Source organism: Streptomyces sp. cmx-4-9 (assembly GCF_046548835.1).
Taxonomy (GTDB): domain Bacteria; phylum Actinomycetota; class Actinomycetes; order Streptomycetales; family Streptomycetaceae; genus Streptomyces.
Genome location: NZ_JAEBEE010000011.1, coordinates 165,620 through 183,614, shown reverse-complemented (window position 1 = coordinate 183,614; position 17,995 = coordinate 165,620). Strand labels below are relative to the sequence as shown.

12 protein-coding genes are annotated in these 17,995 nt (G+C 73.6%); 8 read left to right on the top strand and 4 right to left on the bottom strand.

Annotation, left to right across the window (positions count from 1 at the left end; translation table 11 throughout):
• Nucleotides 1-55: 55 nt before the first annotated feature.
• Together ACLJTM_RS31055 and ACLJTM_RS31050 are read left to right on the top strand one after the other, a co-directional pair.
• Nucleotides 56-1,081 (top strand): DUF4349 domain-containing protein, encoded by a 1,026-nt coding sequence (locus tag ACLJTM_RS31055; RefSeq protein ID WP_411107106.1) that lies wholly within the window; start codon nt 56-58, stop codon nt 1,079-1,081.
• Between the two features lie 94 nt (nt 1,082-1,175).
• Nucleotides 1,176-2,558 carry an FAD-dependent oxidoreductase gene (locus ACLJTM_RS31050; RefSeq protein WP_411107104.1) on the top strand — a complete coding sequence of 461 codons (1,383 nt, stop codon included), beginning with the start codon at nt 1,176-1,178 and terminating at the stop codon, nt 2,556-2,558.
• A 54-nt stretch (nt 2,559-2,612) separates the two neighbouring features.
• Here ACLJTM_RS31050 and ACLJTM_RS31045 read toward each other — a convergent pair whose 3' ends face one another.
• The 4 genes from ACLJTM_RS31045 to hemE all read right to left on the bottom strand — a co-directional run bounded on the left by ACLJTM_RS31045 (nt 2,613) and on the right by hemE (nt 10,047).
• Nucleotides 2,613-5,633 (bottom strand): hypothetical protein, encoded by a 3,021-nt coding sequence (locus ACLJTM_RS31045; protein ID WP_411107103.1) that lies wholly within the window; start codon nt 5,631-5,633, stop codon nt 2,613-2,615.
• The gene (locus tag ACLJTM_RS31040; protein WP_411107102.1) at nt 5,634-7,496 is read right to left on the bottom strand and encodes an HSP90 family protein; all 1,863 of its coding nucleotides are present in this window, start codon (nt 7,494-7,496) and stop codon (nt 5,634-5,636) included.
• A gap of 303 nt (nt 7,497-7,799) precedes the next feature.
• Nucleotides 7,800-8,777 carry a hypothetical protein gene (locus ACLJTM_RS31035; protein WP_411107101.1) on the bottom strand — a complete coding sequence of 326 codons (978 nt, stop codon included), beginning with the start codon at nt 8,775-8,777 and terminating at the stop codon, nt 7,800-7,802.
• Between the two features lie 205 nt (nt 8,778-8,982).
• Nucleotides 8,983-10,047, bottom strand: a complete 1,065-nt coding sequence (gene hemE / locus ACLJTM_RS31030) for a uroporphyrinogen decarboxylase (protein WP_411107100.1) — start codon at nt 10,045-10,047, stop codon at nt 8,983-8,985.
• A 91-nt stretch (nt 10,048-10,138) separates the two neighbouring features.
• Here hemE and ACLJTM_RS31025 point away from each other — a divergent pair, with 91 nt between their 5' ends.
• From ACLJTM_RS31025 to ACLJTM_RS31000, 6 genes are all read left to right on the top strand, one after another.
• Complete coding sequence (locus tag ACLJTM_RS31025; RefSeq protein ID WP_411107099.1) at nt 10,139-10,795, top strand: DUF3000 domain-containing protein; 657 nt, start codon at nt 10,139-10,141, stop codon at nt 10,793-10,795.
• Between the two features lie 273 nt (nt 10,796-11,068).
• Nucleotides 11,069-11,731: a helix-turn-helix transcriptional regulator gene (locus ACLJTM_RS31020; protein WP_007267191.1), complete on the top strand. Its 663-nt coding sequence runs from the start codon at nt 11,069-11,071 to the stop codon at nt 11,729-11,731.
• Nucleotides 11,732-11,880: 149 nt separating this feature from the next.
• Nucleotides 11,881-13,161 carry an HRDC domain-containing protein gene (locus ACLJTM_RS31015; RefSeq protein ID WP_411107098.1) on the top strand — a complete coding sequence of 427 codons (1,281 nt, stop codon included), beginning with the start codon at nt 11,881-11,883 and terminating at the stop codon, nt 13,159-13,161.
• Nucleotides 13,162-13,468: 307 nt separating this feature from the next.
• Complete coding sequence (locus ACLJTM_RS31010; RefSeq protein WP_411107097.1) at nt 13,469-14,695, top strand: thiolase family protein; 1,227 nt, start codon at nt 13,469-13,471, stop codon at nt 14,693-14,695.
• Nucleotides 14,692-16,830: a 3-hydroxyacyl-CoA dehydrogenase NAD-binding domain-containing protein gene (locus ACLJTM_RS31005; RefSeq protein ID WP_411107096.1), complete on the top strand. Its 2,139-nt coding sequence runs from the start codon at nt 14,692-14,694 to the stop codon at nt 16,828-16,830. The genes ACLJTM_RS31010 and ACLJTM_RS31005 overlap by 4 nt, the downstream gene beginning before the upstream one ends.
• Before the next feature lie 92 nt (nt 16,831-16,922).
• Nucleotides 16,923-17,960: an LCP family protein gene (locus ACLJTM_RS31000; RefSeq protein ID WP_411107095.1), complete on the top strand. Its 1,038-nt coding sequence runs from the start codon at nt 16,923-16,925 to the stop codon at nt 17,958-17,960.
• Nucleotides 17,961-17,995: the final 35 nt, after the last annotated feature.

The window sequence follows — 17,995 nt, the reverse complement described above, 5'->3', positions numbered from 1 at the left end:
GGGGACCCTGTACGTCGAACCGGCAACACCAGCCGAACTCCGGGGGTTTACCGCGATGCACACCGTGAACAGACACCGTTCGGCGGCCGCCCTGGCCGCGCTCTCCCTGGCCGGGGCGGTCGCGCTCACCGGCTGCGGCGCCGACGGCGGGAGCGGGTCCTCCTCGGCCGACAAGGCGGCGGTGGCGCCCGCGCAGGGCGGCAAGGCCCAGGAGGGGGCGCCGGGAGCCGCCGCCGCTCCCTCGGCGGGCTCCGCCGGGACGGACAAGAACGCCCCGCCGCCGGCCGCCGTGCGCCCGAACGTGATCCGCACGGCCACGCTGGGCATCGAGACCGCCGAGGTGCAGAAGACCCTCGCCGCGGCCCGCGCCGCGGCCGACGGCGCGGGCGGCTACGTGGGCAACGAGTCCACCCGGCGCGGGGCGGACGGCCGCGTGACCTCGACGGTGACCCTGCGGGTGCCCGGCGAGCGCTACGACTCCGTGCTCGGGGCCATGGAGGGCAGTGGGAAGCTCCTGCACCGCACGGTGGACGCGCAGGACGTGACGGAGAAGGTCGCCGACATCGGCAGCCGGGTCGCGTCGCAGCAGGCCAGCGTGGTCCGGGTGCGCGAGATGATGGACAAGGCCACGGCGCTGGGCGACGTGGTCATGCTGGAGGGCGAGCTGAGCAAGCGGCAGTCCGACCTGGAGTCGCTCCAGGCCCAGCAGAACGCCCTGAAGGACCAGACCTCGCTGGGCACGATCACGCTGGAGGTCTCGGAGCCGGCCCGGGAGCCGGTGAAGGAGAAGGAGGAGGAGCCGTCCTTCACGGACGCCCTGCGCGGCGGCTGGGAGGTCTTCACCACGTCCGTGCGCCTGCTGACGCTGGCGCTGGGCGCGGTCCTGCCGTTCGCCGCGGCCGCCGCCGTACTGGCGCTGGCGTTCCGGCTGTACCGGCGGCTGCGGCCGGCGAAGCCGCGGACCGGCCCGGTACCGCGTACGGTCCCGGCCGCCCGGGCCGGGTCGCGGCCCGCCGCACCGCCGGCGGAGCCTGCCGCGCAGGAGGCCCCGGGGGACCAGGAGGGCGGCCCCCGCGGCTGAGCCCGCGGCGCCCGGGCCGGACGCTGCTCCGGCGGACGGTCACCGGGCCCGTAGCGTGTCCCCGACACGACGACGGCGGAGGACGGTGCGGACGATGGCGACGGAACGACTGGTGGTGGTCGGCGGTGACGCGGCGGGGATGTCCGCCGCGTCCCAGGCCCGGCGGCTCAAGGGCCCGGCGGAGCTGGAGATCGTCGCCTTCGAGCGGGGGCACTTCACCTCGTACTCGGCGTGCGGGATCCCGTACTGGGTCGGCGGGCAGGTCGCCGGACGCGACGACCTGGTCGCCCGCACTCCCGAGGAGCACCGCGAGCGCGGCATCGACCTGCGGACCGGGACGGAGGTCCTGGAGGTGGACGTCGAGGGCGGCCGGGTCCGCGCCCGCGATCTGGACGGCGGATCCGAGTCCTGGACGGGCTACGACAAGCTGGTCCTGGCGACGGGCGCCCGCCCGGTCCGCCCCCGGCTGCCGGGCATCGGCGCCCACGGGGTCCACGGCATCCAGACCCTGGACGACGGCCAGCGGCTGATGGACACCCTGGAGCGCACGCAGGGCCGCCGGGCGGTGGTCGTCGGCGCGGGCTACATCGGCGTGGAGATGGCGGAGGCCCTCGTCCTGCGGGGCTACGAGGTGACGGTCCTGCACCGCGGCGAGCAGCCGATGGCCACCCTCGACCCGGACATGGGCGGGCTGGTGCACCGCGCGATGAACGGCATGGGGATCCGTACGGTCTCCCGCGCCGAGGTCACGAAGATCCTCACCGACGAGGAGGGCCGGGCCCGGTCGGTGGCCACGGCGGCGGGCGAGGAGTACCCGGCGGACGTGGTGGTGCTCGGCCTCGGCGTGGAGCCCCGGACGGCGCTGGCCCGCAGCGCGGGACTTCCGCTCGGGACCGCGGGCGGCCTGCTGACCGACCTGTCGATGCGGGTCCGGGGCCAGGAGAACATCTGGTCGGGCGGCGACTGCGTGGAGGTCCTGGACCTCGTCGCGGGCCGCCCCCGGCACATCCCGCTGGGCACGCACGCCAACAAGCACGGCCAGGTCATCGGCTCGAACGTGGGCGGCGGTTACGCCACCTTCCCCGGCGTGGTCGGGACGGCGGTGAGCAAGGTCTGCGACCTGGAGATCGCCCGTACGGGCCTGCGCGAACGGGACGCGCGGGAGGCGGGCCTGCGCTTCGTGACCGCCACCATCACCTCCACCAACACCGCCGGGTACTACCCCGGCGCGGTGGAGATGACGGTGAAGATGCTGGCGGAGCGCCGTACGGGCCGCCTGCTCGGCGTGCAGATCGTCGGCGGCGCGGGGTCGGCGAAGCGGGTGGACGTGGCGGCGGTGGCCCTCACGGCGGGCATGACGGTGGAACAGGTCGTCTCCCTGGACCTGGGCTACGCCCCGCCGTTCTCCCCGGTCTGGGACCCGGTCCTGGTGGCGGCCCGCAAGGCGGTCACCGCGGTCCGCTCGGCGGGGGTCTGAACAGCGTTCCACCGGCCGGGGCCGGGTACGGGAAGCGGGGCCGGCGGCGCCCGGTCACCGCCGGGTCGTGTAGTCCTGCCGCAGCGCGTCCAGGATGCCGGCGGCTTCGGGGAGGTCCGCCGCGCGGCAGCGGGCCGCGGCCGTCTCCAGCCGGGCGACGGCCTCCTTGTGGCGGCCGAGGCCGTTGCCCTCGATCAGCGCGGCGATCCGGACCGCCTCGGCTCGGGGCACCTCGCCCTGCTCCCCGCCCCGTTCGTGCAGGGCGACGGCGGCCTCTGCCTCGGCCAGGGCCTCCGGGAAGCGCTCCGCCTCCGCCAGGACCCGGGCGCGGCGGTAGTGGACGGTGCCCTGTTCGTACCAGGGCAGCAGGTCCTCGGTGTCTTCCGGCACGGCGGCGAGGACCGCGTCGGCCTGTGCGAGGTGGTCCAGCGCCGCGGCGAGTCCGTCCGCGCCCCGGGAGTGCACGGTGAGACGCGCGAACTCGCACATCATGTGGAGGATCAGATGCGTGTGCGGTGCCTGCGCGTGCGCGGCGACGGCGCGCTCGTAGGCGGTGGCCGCCGCGTCCCAGCGGTCCGCCATCGCCAGCGTGGTGGCCGCCTCCGCCGCCACCAGGGTCCGGACCTCCCGGTCGTCGTCCCAGCCGGCGACGGTGTCCGCCAGCCGCAGGAACTCCTCTGCCGAGGCCAGGTGCTCCCCGAGCTCGCGCAACCCCCGGGCCAGGGACAGCCGGACCTGTGCGAGCAGGCGTTCGTCGAGCACACCGGCCGCCTCGTCGGAGACGACGGACTCCAGCACCGCGACGGCGTCGGCCTGCTGTCCGCTGCGCGTCAGGACGCCGGCGAGCTGCAGCCGCATGTCCGCTGCCTCGTCGTGCGACCCGTCACGGTCGAAGCGGGCGGCCGCCTCCGAGAAGTGGCGCACGGCGCTGCCGGAGTCCCCGAGGTGGGAGGCCGCGTGACCGAGCAGGGCGTGGGTGGGGGCCTGGGCGAAGTCCGTGTCGTCGTGGCGGGCCGCATCGGCGAGCGCCCGGTGCAGCAGTTCGACCGCCTCCGCCGGCTCGCCCTCGGACAGCAGGACCTGGGCGAGGAGGGCCCGTACGCGTGAGCCCCGCCAGGGCCGTTCGGAGGCGTCCACGTCCTTCAGGGCGGCACGGAGCTCGGCCTCCGCGCGGCCGGTGTCCCCGCGTACGGCGGCCAGGTCCGCGACGAACTGGCGCGCGTTGGCCACGTGGTGGGGTACGCCCAGCCGTTCGGCCTCGGCGTGCAGGGTCCGGGCCCTCGCCTCGAAGCGCTCGACGACGTGCTCCGGGGCCTGCGGCCCCTCCTGCCGCGCCTGCCGGTAGGCGGCGTAGGTGCAGGAGAAGAGCACGGTGAGGTATTCCGTGACCCGCTGCGTCCGCACCTCGGTGCCGGCTGCCGACTCGCCCTCGGCGGGGTCCTCCCCCGTCAGCGGGACCCGTGCCTTCAGGTGCTCCGCTTCCTTCAGGATGTCGTCGAGGCCGGTGCGGGCCGCGTCCGCGGCGGACCGCCCGGCGTCCGGCGCGGCGTCCGCGGCCGGGCCGTCGGCCGCGCCGTCGGATTCCCCTTCCGGCAAGCCCGACCAGGCGAGGACGCGGGCCCGGGCGGAGAGCGCGTGCCAGTCCATGCCGAGCTGCGCGTACAGCCCGGCGGCCCGGGTCAGCTCGGTGGCGCTCTCCGCCTCCCGGTCCTCCCTGAGGAGCCGGTCCGCGCGGTGTTCGGCCAGTTCGGCGTGCAGGAGCTCCTCCGGGCCCAGCCGGTCGTCGTGCGCGGCCGGGTCGTCGGCCATGCGCCGGGCGACGAGGCTCCACAGCCTGTTCGCCCCGGGATGCCCGGCCGCCGCCGTCCGGCGCGCTTCGCGGACCAGGTCGGCGAAGTCCTCGGGGACCTCCTGCCCGGCGGGGCCGGGCACGGCGGGTACCGCGCTGCCCGCCGCGGAGGGAGAGGGGACGGTGGTCCGCAGCCCCAGGGGCAGCGGCTCGTCGAGCAGCGGGCGCCGCGCGAGGCGCGTCCGGCGGTGGTCACCGACGGCCGTGGTGGCGTTGCGCGCGTCGAAGGCAGCGGCCAGCCGGTCCCCGTCGGCCCGTACGTGGGCGAGGAGTTCGCCGGCGTTCCAGTGCCGTCCGGGCGGCCCGGCGACGGCGGTGTCCGCGTGTCCGTCCTCGACGAGCCGGGTCAGCAGCACCTGCGCACCGGTGAGGAAGCCCAGGCGGGCCAGCGGCGCGCCGGTCGACTCGAACAGCGGGCGGTTCTCGGCGAGGATCTCCAGGCCCCTGCCCTCGTTGCGGGTCAGGGCGCAGAACTCCAGGTGCAGTCCGACCTCGTCCTGCATGCCGGTGTTGCCCCGGACCCGCCGGTAGCCGGTGAGGTGGTGGGACCGGGCCTCGTCCGCCCGGCCGGAGCGCAGCAGCGGCAGCAGCGCCCGGGCCTGGCTCATCTGCGGTTCCTCGGTGCAGGCGAGGCTCCCGGCGAGGACCGGCCGCCAGGTGTCGAGCGCCGCGGCGTCGTCACCCGACGCCACCTGGTGCCAGGCCAGGTGCCGGATCTCGCAGGCTTCGCAGTCGCTCAGCTCGCTGCGGGGGCGGGTGACCCACAGGTCGTAGGCGTCGTCGACGGCGGAGCCGGTGTGGAAGGCGAGGTGGTAGTGCATCGCCGCGACCGGCTGCATGGCGTGGCCGGCTTCCGCGTAGCGGGTGCGCATCCGGTCGATCCACCCCCGGACGGTGTCCAGGGGCACCTCGGGCACCTGCAGCAGCGAGGTCGTCACCCACTTGAAGCGCCAGAAGACCTGGTGGGCCTCCCACTGGCTGAAGGACTCGGGGGCGGTGTCCCACAGCTGGAGCAGCCGGGCGAAGACGACGGGCGACTTGCGGTGCTCGCCGGTGAACTCGTACGCGGTCATGAGTTCGAGCAGGGCCGTGACGAGGACGTCGGGCTGCTCGAAGGGCTCGGCGCCCAGCACGAGTTCCTCGGCGGTGACGGTTCGCAGCAGGCCGTGCGGGCGCTCGTCGTTCTCGCGGAGCGCTTCGACCACGGCCTCGGGGGTGTCCAGCATCTACAGTTCCTTCCGGGGCTCGGAGCCGGGTGCCGCCGTGCCGGGGTGGTGCATGGCGTGGGTGAGCAGGCCCATGAAGGCCCGGTTGAGCAGGGCGCTCTCGCTCGCCCGCAGCGGGCGGCGGCTGAGCAGCAGGGCCTGGCCGTAGAGGGCTTCGGCGGTCGTGACGGCCAGTCCGCGTTCGGCGATCGTGATCGCCTGGCGGACCAGCGGGTTCAGGTGGTTGAGGACGAGCTGGGCCCTCGGGGTCTCCTGGCGCAGGGATCCGAGGATGTCGGCCCACAGGCCGTCGCTGTCGGCGGCCACGCTCGACCGGGTCCGCTCGTGGCGCGCCTCCCGGTTGTCGAGGAGGAGCGCGGGAGCAGTGACGGGCTGGAAGTCGCGCAGGACGACGTCGCAGTCGTGGCCGGCCATCGTCTCCCGGGCCACGGCGAGGAAGGCCGCCGCCCGCAGTTCGGCGGCCGGGTCGACGCCGTCGAGGTGCGCGGTGACGGTGGCCGGGTCGAGGTCGGTGACGCTGGTGCCGGGGCGGACCTCGGGAAGCCGGTGCACGAGGTCGCGGTCGTAGGTGTAGCCGCCGTTGACGACGCCGAGTCCGGCGGCCGAGGCGATGGGGGCGACCTGGCGGAACTCCTCGACGCTGCGGGTGACCAGCAGTGTCGGGTGCGTCCGGGCGAACTCCTCCAGCGTGACGTTGCCGTCGGTGGTCTCGAAGGGCAGCCACGGCAGCACGATGCGCAGCAGTTCGTCGTCGTAGCGGGCCAGGGCCTTGACCGCGAGGTGGTGGGTGTCGATGAAGCGGTGCAGCAGGGAGGGGTCGCTGGCGGCGAGGCCGGTGAGCCAGTCCCGGATCCGGTCGCCGAGGGCGTCCCGTACGGCGGACAGGGTGCCGTCCTCGTACAGGGCTTCCCGGGAGGCGGTCGGGCGCAGGCTGGTGGTGTCGACCACGCAGCGGACGAAGAAGGCCCATTCCGGGAGCAGTTCGGGTGCCTGGTCCGTGAGCAGCATGCCCTTCAGGTGTACCCGGTGGCCCGCGCGCTGCGCCGGGTTCACGGCCGTGGGCAGGACGTAGGCGACGCCGCGGAGCCCGGCTGCGGGAAGGTCCAGCTCGATGGTGTCGAGCGGGGTGAAGTCGAAGAGGGTGCGGCAGTGGGCGGTCAGCGCTTCACGACGGGCCAGGGGGGAGCGGTGGGTTTGCTCCCACGGGGGCGTTTCGTCGACCCGGTGGGTCTCGCCGCGCGGTCCGACGACGTTGACCTCGTACCGCAGGAGGCCGCCGTAGTGCCGGGCCAGGGAGACCACCCGGTCGGGCCGGGTCCACTCGGCGTTGTCCGCGCGGGGGACGAGCCGGACGGTGGTGCCCGGCTCGGGCACGGCGGAGGCCGGCAGGGTGCGGATGGTGTAGCGGCCGTCGCTGTGGCCGCGCCATTCGACGGCGGGCGCCGCCGGGTCGGCCGCGGACCGGCTGAGCACGGTGATCTCGTCCGCCACGACGAAACAGGCGAGCAGGCCGATGCCGAACTGGCCGATGAACTCCCCGCGGGCGGCGTCGAGCCCGGCGCCGTCCAGGACTCCGTCGGGGGTCCGCTTGGAACTGCGCCCGATGGTGGCGAGGAAGCGGTGCACGTCGGCCTCGGTCAGGCCGATGCCGGTGTCGGTGACGGTGAGGGTGTCACCGGTGTGCACCGTGATGGCGGCGGGGGAGCCCGGCGAGAGCGCCTGCCGGGCCGTGATGGCGTCGACGGCGTTCTGCAGCAGTTCGCGGAGGTAGACGCGGGGGCTGGAGTAGAGGTGGTGGGAGAGCAGGTCGACGAGGCCGCGCAGGTCGACCTGGAAGGTGTGGGCGGATTCGGCAGGGGGCACCTGGTGGCGCCTTTCGGTGGGCGCGCCCGCGCCGAGGACGACGCCGGCGGGAAGACGGACGGGAGGGTGCGGATACGAAGGGGTGCCGTCGGGCGACTGCACCGGGGGCCGCGCCGGGCCGTGCACCGCGGTCGGGAAGCGGGGCCGGCCCCGGCGCCGGAGAGGGCCGGGCGCTGCGGACGGTCCGGGTCCCCCGGGCGTGCGGCCCGGACGGCCCGCGGACGGGGCGGGGTCGCCTGCCGGCTGCGCCGCGGGGGCGCGGACGGGCCGGTCCGCCGTGCGCGGCGCTGTGGGGGCCCGGTGTCAGCGTCCGGTGGCCGACCGGTGCTGCCGGTAGGCGGCAGCCGGGTCGGCCCCGTTCAGGTAGTACCAGGGGAACTCGGTGACGCGGCCTTCGGTGGCCCGGAAGCACTCCCGGGCCGCGCCGCGCTCCCCGGCCAGCGAGAAGGCCATGGCGAAGGTGTTGAGGACCTGGATCCATGCGCCCCGGCGGACGAAGTCCGGGTGGCGGAAGGAGTGCTCGGCGGCCTCGTGCAGGGAGTCCGCCACCTCGGAGCGGTGCATGTACACGCGGTCCGCTCCCGCGTCGAGGGAGAGCCAGTGCTCCAGGTGCGCGATCGCGACCAGCTGGCCCAGGAGCGTGCCGCCGGGCGCGCCGAAGGCGGAGGTACGGGCGAAGGCGTGCATCTCTTCGTGCGATCCGCCCCATTTGTCGCAGACCTGCTGCAGCTGCTGCTGGTGGGCCCGCAGATGGTGCGGATCGCGCCGTACGGTCGCCTCGAAGCGGCGTCGGGCGGTGCTCTGGCCCACCTGGAGGCCGCGCCCGGTGGTCTGGAGGCCGCACCAGGGCGAGGTCCACTGCGGCTCGCGCTCCGCCGCCTCGTACAGCCACTGCTCGGCCGTGCGCAGCCGCGCGTGGAACACCTCGAACTTCTCGCGGGAGACGTGCTGCGCCCGCGCCCCCGTCCGGGCCTCCCACCCCCAGCTGATGTACCGGACTCCGGCGACGAGCCGGGGCAGCGCGGCGTCGGGTTCCGCTTCGAGGACCGTGTCGATCCACCGCTCGACGCCCGCCGTGTCGCCGACGGCCCACAGCAGTTCCGTGCGGTCCTCGCTCTCCGGGCGCGCTTCGAGCACCTGCCGTACGGCGCTCCAGTCGCCCGCGGCGGCCGCGTGCCGCACGCGCTGCACCTCGGGATCCCCGGAATCCTTCTGCACCTGCGCAAGGGGCCGACCGGCCCACTTCCCCAGGGCGAGCCCCCAGTCACGGAGCAACGCCATCTCCCCCACCCCTTGATGCCTGCGAACGGGGAGGCTGTTGATCACTCCCACGTGAAGGTAGTGACTATCACGCGCGACCGACATTCGCACAGCCGTTTGTCGTGCGGTCGCCCCGGCGAGGCGGCCGACGCGAACGCCGGTGGGCGGGACCCGAAGGTCCCGCCCACCGGCGTGTCGTCTGCGGTCCTGCCCGGCCCCGTCCGGCTCAGCGGGCGGTCCGGGTGTGGACGTGGTCCACCAGGCGGGTCAGTGCGTCGGGGTCCGTCGTCGGGAGGACGCCGTGGCCCAGGTTGAAGACGTGTCCCTCCAGGCCGGCCGCGGCCGCGAGGACCTCGTCGGTCTTGGCCGCGACCGCCTCGGGGGTGGAGAAGAGCACCGCGGGGTCCAGGTTGCCCTGGAGCGCCTTGCCCGGGCCCACCCGGCGGACGGCCTCGTCCAGCGGGACCCGGTAGTCGACGCCCATGACGTCCGCGCCGGCCTCGCCCATGAGGCCGAGGAGCTCGCCCGTGCCCACGCCGAAGTGGATGCGGGGGACTCCGTAGGAGGCGACGGACTCCAGGACCTTCGCCGACGCGGGCATCACCGAGCGGCGGTAGTCCGCCGGGGCCAGCGCGCCGACCCAGGAGTCGAAGAGCTGGACGGCGGAGGCCCCCGCCTCGATCTGGACCTTCAGGAAGGCGGAGGTGATCTCCGCGAGGCGGTCCAGCAGATCGGCCCAGAGCTCCGGGTCCCCGTACATGAGGGCCTTGGTGTGCTCGTGGTTCTTCGACGGGCCGCCCTCGACGAGGTAGCTCGCAAGGGTGAACGGTGCGCCCGCGAAACCGATCAACGGCGTGGAGCCGAGTTCACCCGTCAGCATGCCGATCGCCTCGGTGACGTACGAGACGTCCTCCGGGGTGAGGTCGCGCAGCTGTGCGAGGTCCTCGCGGCGGCGGATCGGCTGGGCCACGACCGGCCCGATGCCCGGCTTGATGTCCAGGTCGATGCCGATGGCCTTCAGCGGGACCACGATGTCGGAGAAGAAGATCGCCGCGTCCACCTTGTGGCGGCGTACGGGCTGCAGGGTGATCTCGGTGACCAGGTCGGGGCGCATGCACGACTCGAGCATCTGGGTGCCCTCGCGCAGCTTGCGGTACTCGGGGAGCGAGCGGCCGGCCTGCCGCATGAACCACACCGGCGTGTGCGGCACCGGCTCGCGTCGGCACGCCTTCAGGAAGGCGGAATCGTACGTCTGACTCGGCGGGCCCGCGGGGCGGTGGTTGGCGCTCACGACCCAAATCTTCGCACGTATGAAGAAGTGCCCGGCCCGGTGCGGGTGTCCCTGCGCCGTACGGCCGCTCGTTCCGCCTAGTCTTCCCCGCATGGCTGCGGCTCAGGGACGATTTTCAGATGGCGCTGACGGTATGGACAGCGCGGAGGAGGACTCCGTCCCGCTCCCCTTCCGCCGGGCGGTCGAGGGTTTGAAGAAGGCGCGGCTGCGCCAGGGGATCGAGATCGACCCCACGAAGCCGCCGCGGAGACTGGCGCCGTACGCCTATGCGCTGGAGGCGGCGGTCGTCGACGGCGAGGACGACCTGGCCGACGGCCGCCTCATCCTGCTCCACGACCCGGCCGGCCACGAGGCCTGGCACGGGACGTTCCGGCTGGTGACGCTGGTCCGGGCGGAGCTGGAGCCGGAGATGGCCGCGGACCCGCTGCTCCCGGAGGTGTGCTGGTCCTGGCTCAAGGGCGCGCTGGACGCGCGCGGGCTGGCGTACGGGGAGGCGAGCGGGACCGTGACCATGGCCGGCTCGCACTACTTCGGCGGGCTCGCGGAGCGGCGGCCCGCGACGCAGATCGAGATCAGGGCCTCCTGGACGCCCCGCGAGGCGGTGGGCGGGGTCCCGGACACCGCCTCGCACCTGGCGGCCTGGTGCGAGCTGCTGTGCCAGATCGCGGGGCTGCCCCCGGCCGGGCCCACGGACACCGCCACGGGCGTGGTCTCCCTGCCACAGCGGCGGGGTCCGCACCACCCGTAGCCGCGGGGCCGTACGGCCGCAGGCCGGCGGCCGGAAGCAGGAACGGACGAGCGAAGGACACGACCATGTGTCGGATCGAGGCCTCCGTTGCGGGCTTCTGATCACCCTATGATCGATCGTGCGTCCGAATTGCCCGAATTGTTACTCACCAAATCGTGATCATTCCCTAAAGCCGGGCGGGTGACGTGCCGAAGGAGTCAGTGACCATCCGCACGGTTCGCACCGGCTCCCTTCCCCCAGCCGGCCGTCCCGCCACTCCCCCAGGAGGCCTAGGTGTCCGTTCTTCTCGAGCAGCCCGCAAGCCTGGTCGCCTACCGCCCGAACAAGCCGACGGCCATGGTCGTCGTGGCCGACCCGCGCGTGCGTTCCACCGTGACCCGCCATCTGTGGGCCCTCGGGGTACGTGACGTGATCGAGGCGTCGTCCATCGCGGAGGCCCGCCCCCGCGTCGGCAGCCCGCGCGACATCTGCGTGGCCGACGTACACCTGCCCGACGGTTCCGGTCTCACCCTGCTCTCCGAGACCCGCGCCGCCGGCTGGCCCAACGGCCTGGCCCTGTCCGCCGCCGACGACATCGGTGCCGTGCGCAACGCCCTCGCGGGCGGAGTGAAGGGCTACGTCGTCACCGGTACGCGGACGAACATCGGGCTCCCCACCCGGCCCGGCGCCGCCCCCATCGGCGCTGCCGCCGCCCGTATGCACCGCCGCCCCCCGGGTGCCCCGAGCCACCCGGGCGGCTACCGAGAGCTCTCCGGCCGCGAGGTCGAGGTCCTGCGCCTCGTCGCGGAGGGCCAGTCCAACAAGGCCATCGGCGTCTCGATGGGCCTGTCCGCCCTCACCGTCAAGTCCCACCTGGCCCGCATCGCCCGCAAGCTGGGCACCGGCGACCGGGCCGGGATGGTCGCCGTCGCGCTGCGGACCGGGATCATCCACTGACCCCGCCCGCGGCTGCCGGGCGCACTCCGCCGGCCGCCGCCCGCCGGTAGGCCCGGGAGAACCCCGGGTGACGCCCGCACCTCCACCGCGTGCCCGTCGACGGAACGTTCCGGCGACGGGCGCGTCGCATCCACGGATACCCTTGACCGGTGACCGACGCCCAAGAGACCGCAGCACACCTGCGCACCACCACCGGGGGCGGCCCCCCGGACGACGAAGCTCCGTCCGATGGGCTGCCGATCCCCTTGCTGGAGCCGCGCGAGGGAATCCCCCCGGTGGTCGCCGACGCGGACGCGCTCGCCGAGGTGGTCGCGGCCTTCGCCGCGGGCACCGGCCCCGTCGCCGTCGACGCCGAGCGCGCCTCCGGATACCGCTACGGCCAGCGCGCCTACCTGGTGCAGCTGCGCCGCGAGGGCGCGGGCTCGGCGCTGATCGACCCGGTGGGCTGCCCCGACCTTTCGTCGCTGGGCGAAGCCCTGTCCGGCACCGAGTGGATCCTGCACGCCGCCACCCAGGACCTGCCGTGCCTGCGCGACATAGGCATGGTGCCCACCTCCCTGTTCGACACCGAGCTGGCCGGACGCCTCGCGGGCTTCCCGCGGGTCGGCCTCGGCGCCATGGTCGAGGGCGTGCTGGGTTACGCGCTGGAGAAGGGCCACTCCGCCGTCGACTGGTCCACCCGTCCGCTCCCCGAGCCCTGGCTGCGCTACGCGGCCCTGGACGTCGAGCTGCTGGTGGACCTGCGGGACGCGCTGGAGAAGGAGCTGGACCGGCAGGGCAAGCTGGACTGGGCCCGCCAGGAGTTCGAGGCCATCGCCTCGGCCCCGCCCGCCCCGCCGCGCAAGGACCCGTGGCGGCGTACCTCCGGCATGCACAAGGTGCGCCGGCGCCGCCAGATGGCGGTCGTACGGGAGCTGTGGGAGGCACGGGACCGGATCGCGCAGCGCCGCGACGTGTCCCCCGGCAAGGTGCTGGGCGACGCGGCCATCGTCGAGGCGGCCCTCGCCCTGCCGGCCGACGCGCAGGCCCTGTCCGCCCTGCCCGGATACGGGCAGCGCATGGGGCGGCGCCAGCTGGAGCAGTGGATGGCGGCCGTGGACCGGGCGAAGGCCCTGCCCGAGAACGCACTGCCGCAGCCGGGCGCCAGCCCGTCCGGTCCGCCGCCTCCGCGCTCCTGGGCCGACAAGGACCCGGCCGCGGCGGCCCGGCTGTCGGCGGCCCGCGCGGCCGTCTCGGAGCTCGCGGAGGGGCTGAACCTGCCGCAGGAGAACCTGATCACCCCGGACACCGTCCGCCGGCTCTGCTGGGAGCCCCCGCGGCGGCTGGAGCCGGAGGCGGTGGCAGAGGCGCTGGCGGGCTACGGCGCCCGCCCCTGGCAGATCGAACAGGTGACGCAGGCGCTGGTCACGGCGCTGGCCGCGACCGCCTGACACCGCAGACGCAACGACGGACCCCCGGCCCCGGCCGGGGGTCTTTGCATGCGGCCGGGGCCCGGCCGGACCGCACGCGGGTCCGGTGGTCCGCTCCTGCGGACCGGTGGCCCGCGCCGGGCGGACGGCCCGGCGTGCGAACCCGCGGCGGCGTCTGCGGCAGTGTGACCTTCGCCGCTCCTCGGGGAGGGGGTGTGCACAAGGGTTACCCGCAAGTAGCATGGGCCGGGTGAGCGGGCGCTCAGCAATGCATGCCGAGCACGCCCCCCGCGCAGCAGTGCACCCCCGCACCTGGAGGAGAGCCAACGTGCCTCGTACCGTCAGGGACGTCGTCTTCGTCGACGGCGTCCGCACCCCGTTCGGCAAGGCGGGCCCGAAGGGCATCTACCACGAGACCCGCGCCGACGACCTCGTCGTGAAGGCGATCCGGGAGCTGCTGCGCCGCAACCCGGACCTGGACCCCAAGAAGATCGACGAGGTCGCCATCGCCGCGACCACGCAGATCGGCGACCAGGGCCTGACGCTGGGCCGTACGGCCGGCATCCTCGCGGGCCTCCCGCAGTCCGTCCCGGGCTACTCCATCGACCGCATGTGCGCCGGCGCGCTGACCGCCGTGACCGCCGTCGCGGGCGGGGTGGCCTTCGGTGCGTACGACGTCGCCCTCGCCGGTGGTGTCGAGCACATGGGGCGCCACCCCATGGGCGAGGGCGTGGACCCGAACCCGCGGTTCGTCTCCGAGAAGCTGGTCGACGAGTCCGCTCTGTTCATGGGCATGACCGCCGAGAACCTGCACGACCGGTACCCGACGATCACCAAGCTCCGCGCCGACGAGTACGCCGTGCGCTCGCAGGAGAAGGCCGCCAAGGCGTACGCCGACGGCAAGATCCAGCAGGACCTGGTGCCGATCTCGGTGCGCAACACCAACGCGGAGGTCGGTGAGACGGGCTGGGGCCTGGTCACCACCGACGAGCCGATGCGCCCGGGCACCACGCTGGAGAACCTGTCCGGCCTCAAGACCCCGTTCCGTACGCACGGCCGGGTCACCGCGGGCAACGCCGCCGGTCTCAACGACGGCGCCACCGCCGCGATCATCGCGTCCGAGGACTTCGCCCGGGAGAACAACCTCCCGGTCAAGATGCGCCTGGTCTCGTACTCCTTCGCGGGCGTCGAGCCGGAGGTCATGGGCTACGGTCCGATCCCGGCCACCGAGAAGGCCCTCGCCCAGGCCGGCCTGACCATCGACGACATCGGCCTCTTCGAGGTCAACGAGGCCTTCGCGGTCCAGGTCCTCGCGTTCCTGGAGCACTACGGCATCGCCGACGACGACTCCCGCGTGAACCAGTACGGCGGGGCCATCGCCTTCGGCCACCCGCTCGCCTCCTCGGGCGTGCGCCTGATGACGCAGCTGGCCCGCCAGTTCGAGGAGCAGCCGCACGTCCGCTACGGCCTGACGACCATGTGCGTCGGCTTCGGCATGGGCGCCACGGTCATCTGGGAGAACCCGAACTTCAACGCCGAGGGAGACTCCAAGTGAGCACCACCGCTGAGCTCCTGAAGGGCGCGGCCGAGCTGTTCCCGGACGAGGTCGTCACGTCCGCGCACGTCCGCCACCTCGACCTGCCGTTCGGCGCCGGGCGCTTCGCGCTCGTCACGCTGGACAACGGCTTCGACCACACCAAGCCGACCACCTTCGGCCCGCAGTCCCTCGCCAACCTGAACGCGGCGATCGACCAGGTCGAGCAGGAGGCCATCGCGGGCTCCATCGTCGGCGCGGGCATCACCGGCAAGCCCTTCATCTTCGCGGTCGGCGCCGACCTCAAGGGCGTCGAGCTGCTGAAGAACCACGACGAGGCGCTCGCCATCGGCAAGGGCGGCCACGACGTCTTCAAGCGGCTGGCGGCCCTCGCGGTCCCGACCTTCGGCTACTACAACGGCGCGGCGATGGGCGGTGGCGTCGAGGTCGGCCTGCACTGCACCTACCGCACCGTCTCGAAGGCCATCCCGGCCTTCTCCCTGCCCGAGGTCTTCCTCGGCCTGGTCCCCGGCTGGGGCGGCTGCGCCCTGCTCCCGAACCTGATCGGTGCGGAGCGCGCGGTCTCGGTCATCATCGAGAACTCGCTGAACCAGAACCGCCAGCTCAAGGGCAAGCAGGTCTTCGAACTCGGCATCGCCGACGCCCTCTTCGAAGGCGCCGACTTCCTTGAGCAGTCGCTCCTGTGGACGGCGAACGTCCTCAACGGCACCACCGAGGTCGTCCGCGCCGAGGTCGAGCGCGGCGAGGCCTGGGACGCGGCCGTCGCCAAGGGCCGCGCCTTCGCGGACTCCAAGGTGCACGGCGCCGCCCCGGCCGCCTACCGCGCGCTGGACATCATCGCCGCGGCCAAGGACGGCGACCTCCAGGCCGGTTTCGACGCCGAGGACACCGCCCTGGCGGACCTCATCATGGGCGGCGAACTGCGCTCGGGCATCTACGCCTTCAACCTGGTCCAGAAGCGCGGCAAGCGCCCGGCCGGCGCCCCGGACAAGTCCCTGGCCCGCCCGGTCACCAAGGTCGGCGTCGTCGGCGCGGGCCTGATGGCCTCGCAGCTGGCGCTGCTCTTCCTGCGCCGCCTGGAGGTGCCGGTGGTCCTCACCGACATCGACCAGGAGCGCGTGGACAAGGGCGTGGGCTACGTCCGCGCCGAGATCGAGAAGCTGCTCGGCAAGGGCCGCATCAACCAGGACAAGGCGAACCGCCTGACCGCCCTGGTCAGCGGTGTCCTGGACAAGGCCGAGGGCTTCGCGGACGCGGACTTCATCATCGAGGCCGTGTTCGAGGAGATGTCCGTCAAGCAGAAGGTGTTCGCGGAGGTCGAGGCGGTCGCTCCGGCGCACGCGATCCTCGCCACCAACACCTCCTCGCTGTCGGTCTCCGAGATGGCCTCCCAGCTCCGTCACCCGGAGCGCGTGGTCGGCTTCCACTTCTTCAACCCGGTGGCGGTCCTCCCGCTGCTGGAGATCGTCCGCGGCGAGCAGACCGACGAGGCCTCGCTGGCCACGGCCTTCGGCGTCGCCAAGAAGCTGAAGAAGACCGCGGTCCTCACCAAGGACGCCCCGGCGTTCGTCGTGAACCGCATCCTGACCCGCTTCATGGGCGAGATCCAGAACGTCATCGACGAGGGCACCCCGGTGGCCACCGCCGAGAAGGCCATCGAGCCGCTCGGCCTGCCGATGTCCCCGCTGGTGCTGCTGGAGCTGGTGGGACCGGCGATCGGCCTGCACGTCTCCGAGACCCTGAACCGCTCCTTCCCGGAGCGCTTCACCGTCTCGCCGAACCTCAAGCGCGTGGTCGAGGCCGGCAAGCGCGGCTTCTACGTCTACAACGCGGAGAACGGCTTCAAGCCGGAGCTCGACCCCGAGGTCGCCGCGCTCCTGGTCCAGGGCGACTCCGTCCTGACGGAGGAGCAGGTCCGCGACCGCGTCCTGGACGCGGTGGCGCAGGAGATCGGTCTGATGCTGGAGGAGGGTGTCGTGGCCGAGGCCCAGGACATCGACCTCTGCCTCATCACCGGTGCGGGCTGGCCCTTCCACCTGGGCGGCATCACCCCGTACCTGGACCGTGAAGGCGTCTCGGAGCGCGTGAACGGCAAGAAGTTCCTGGCTCCCGGACTGGCGAGCGTTCCCGCCTAGTACGGCCCGCAGACAGGCGCGTGGCGGCCCGGCCCGCCCCCTTCCCGGGGGCGGGCTTCGGCCATTCGCATACGTGTCTAAGATTCACCCCCATGACGGACAAGCACGCGCGGCCCAGGCGCCGCCGCCGCATTCTGCGGATCACTCTGCTGCTGGTCGCCGTGCTGATCCTGGGCGCGGCCGGGGCGGGCTGGTGGGCGTACAGCCACCTCAACGGGAACATCGACAGCGTCGACCTCGACCGGGCGATCGGCGACAACCGGCCGCCGAAGGTCGTCGCCAACGCCCAGAACATCCTGGTGCTCGGCTCCGACTCGCGCGCCGGGGCCAACGGCGACCTCGACCACGGGGACGTCAGCGGTGCCCGCTCGGACACCGCGATGCTGGTGCACATACCCGAGGGCCGGGCCAAGGCCACCGCGGTCAGCATCCCCCGCGACACCCTGGTGACCCGGCCCGAGTGCAGGGGCGAGGACGGCAAGACCGTTCCCCCGGCGAAGCGGGTCATGTTCAACTCGGTCTACTCGCTGGCCGGGCCCGCCTGCGTGGTCAACACCGTGGAGCAGCTGTCCGGGGTCCGCGTGGACCACTTCGTCGAGGTGGACTTCGCCGGCTTCAAGGACCTGGTCGACGCCCTGGGCGGGGTCACCGTCACCCTGGACAAGCCGATGAGCGGAGCCAAGGGCGGCCTGAAGCTGGACGCGGGCACGCACCGGCTGAACGGCACCGACTCGCTCAAGTTCGTCCGCACCCGCTACGGCTACGGGGACGGCAGCGACCTCGGGCGCATAGGTCTGCAGCAGCAGTTCATGATGGCGATGCTGTCCGAGATCAAGAAGCAGGACGCCTTCGGCAACCCGGCGCGGCTGTACAAGCTCGCCGACTCCGCCACCCGGTCGCTCACCACCGACTCCGACCTCGCCTCCCTCACCGCCCTGTCGGACTTCGCCCGGAGCATGCAGGGCGTGGACCCGGACACGATGGAGACGATCATGCTGCCGGTGGCCTACGACAAGGTCGACCCGAACCGCGTGGTCGTGGCCGAGCCGCAGGCCGGGCAGTTGTGGGAGGCCCTGCGCAACGACCGGAAGATCCCGGCGTCCGCGAAGGACTCCCCCGCCAAGGGCTGACGGCACGGCCCGCGGCCCGGGGCCTGTGGCCCGCG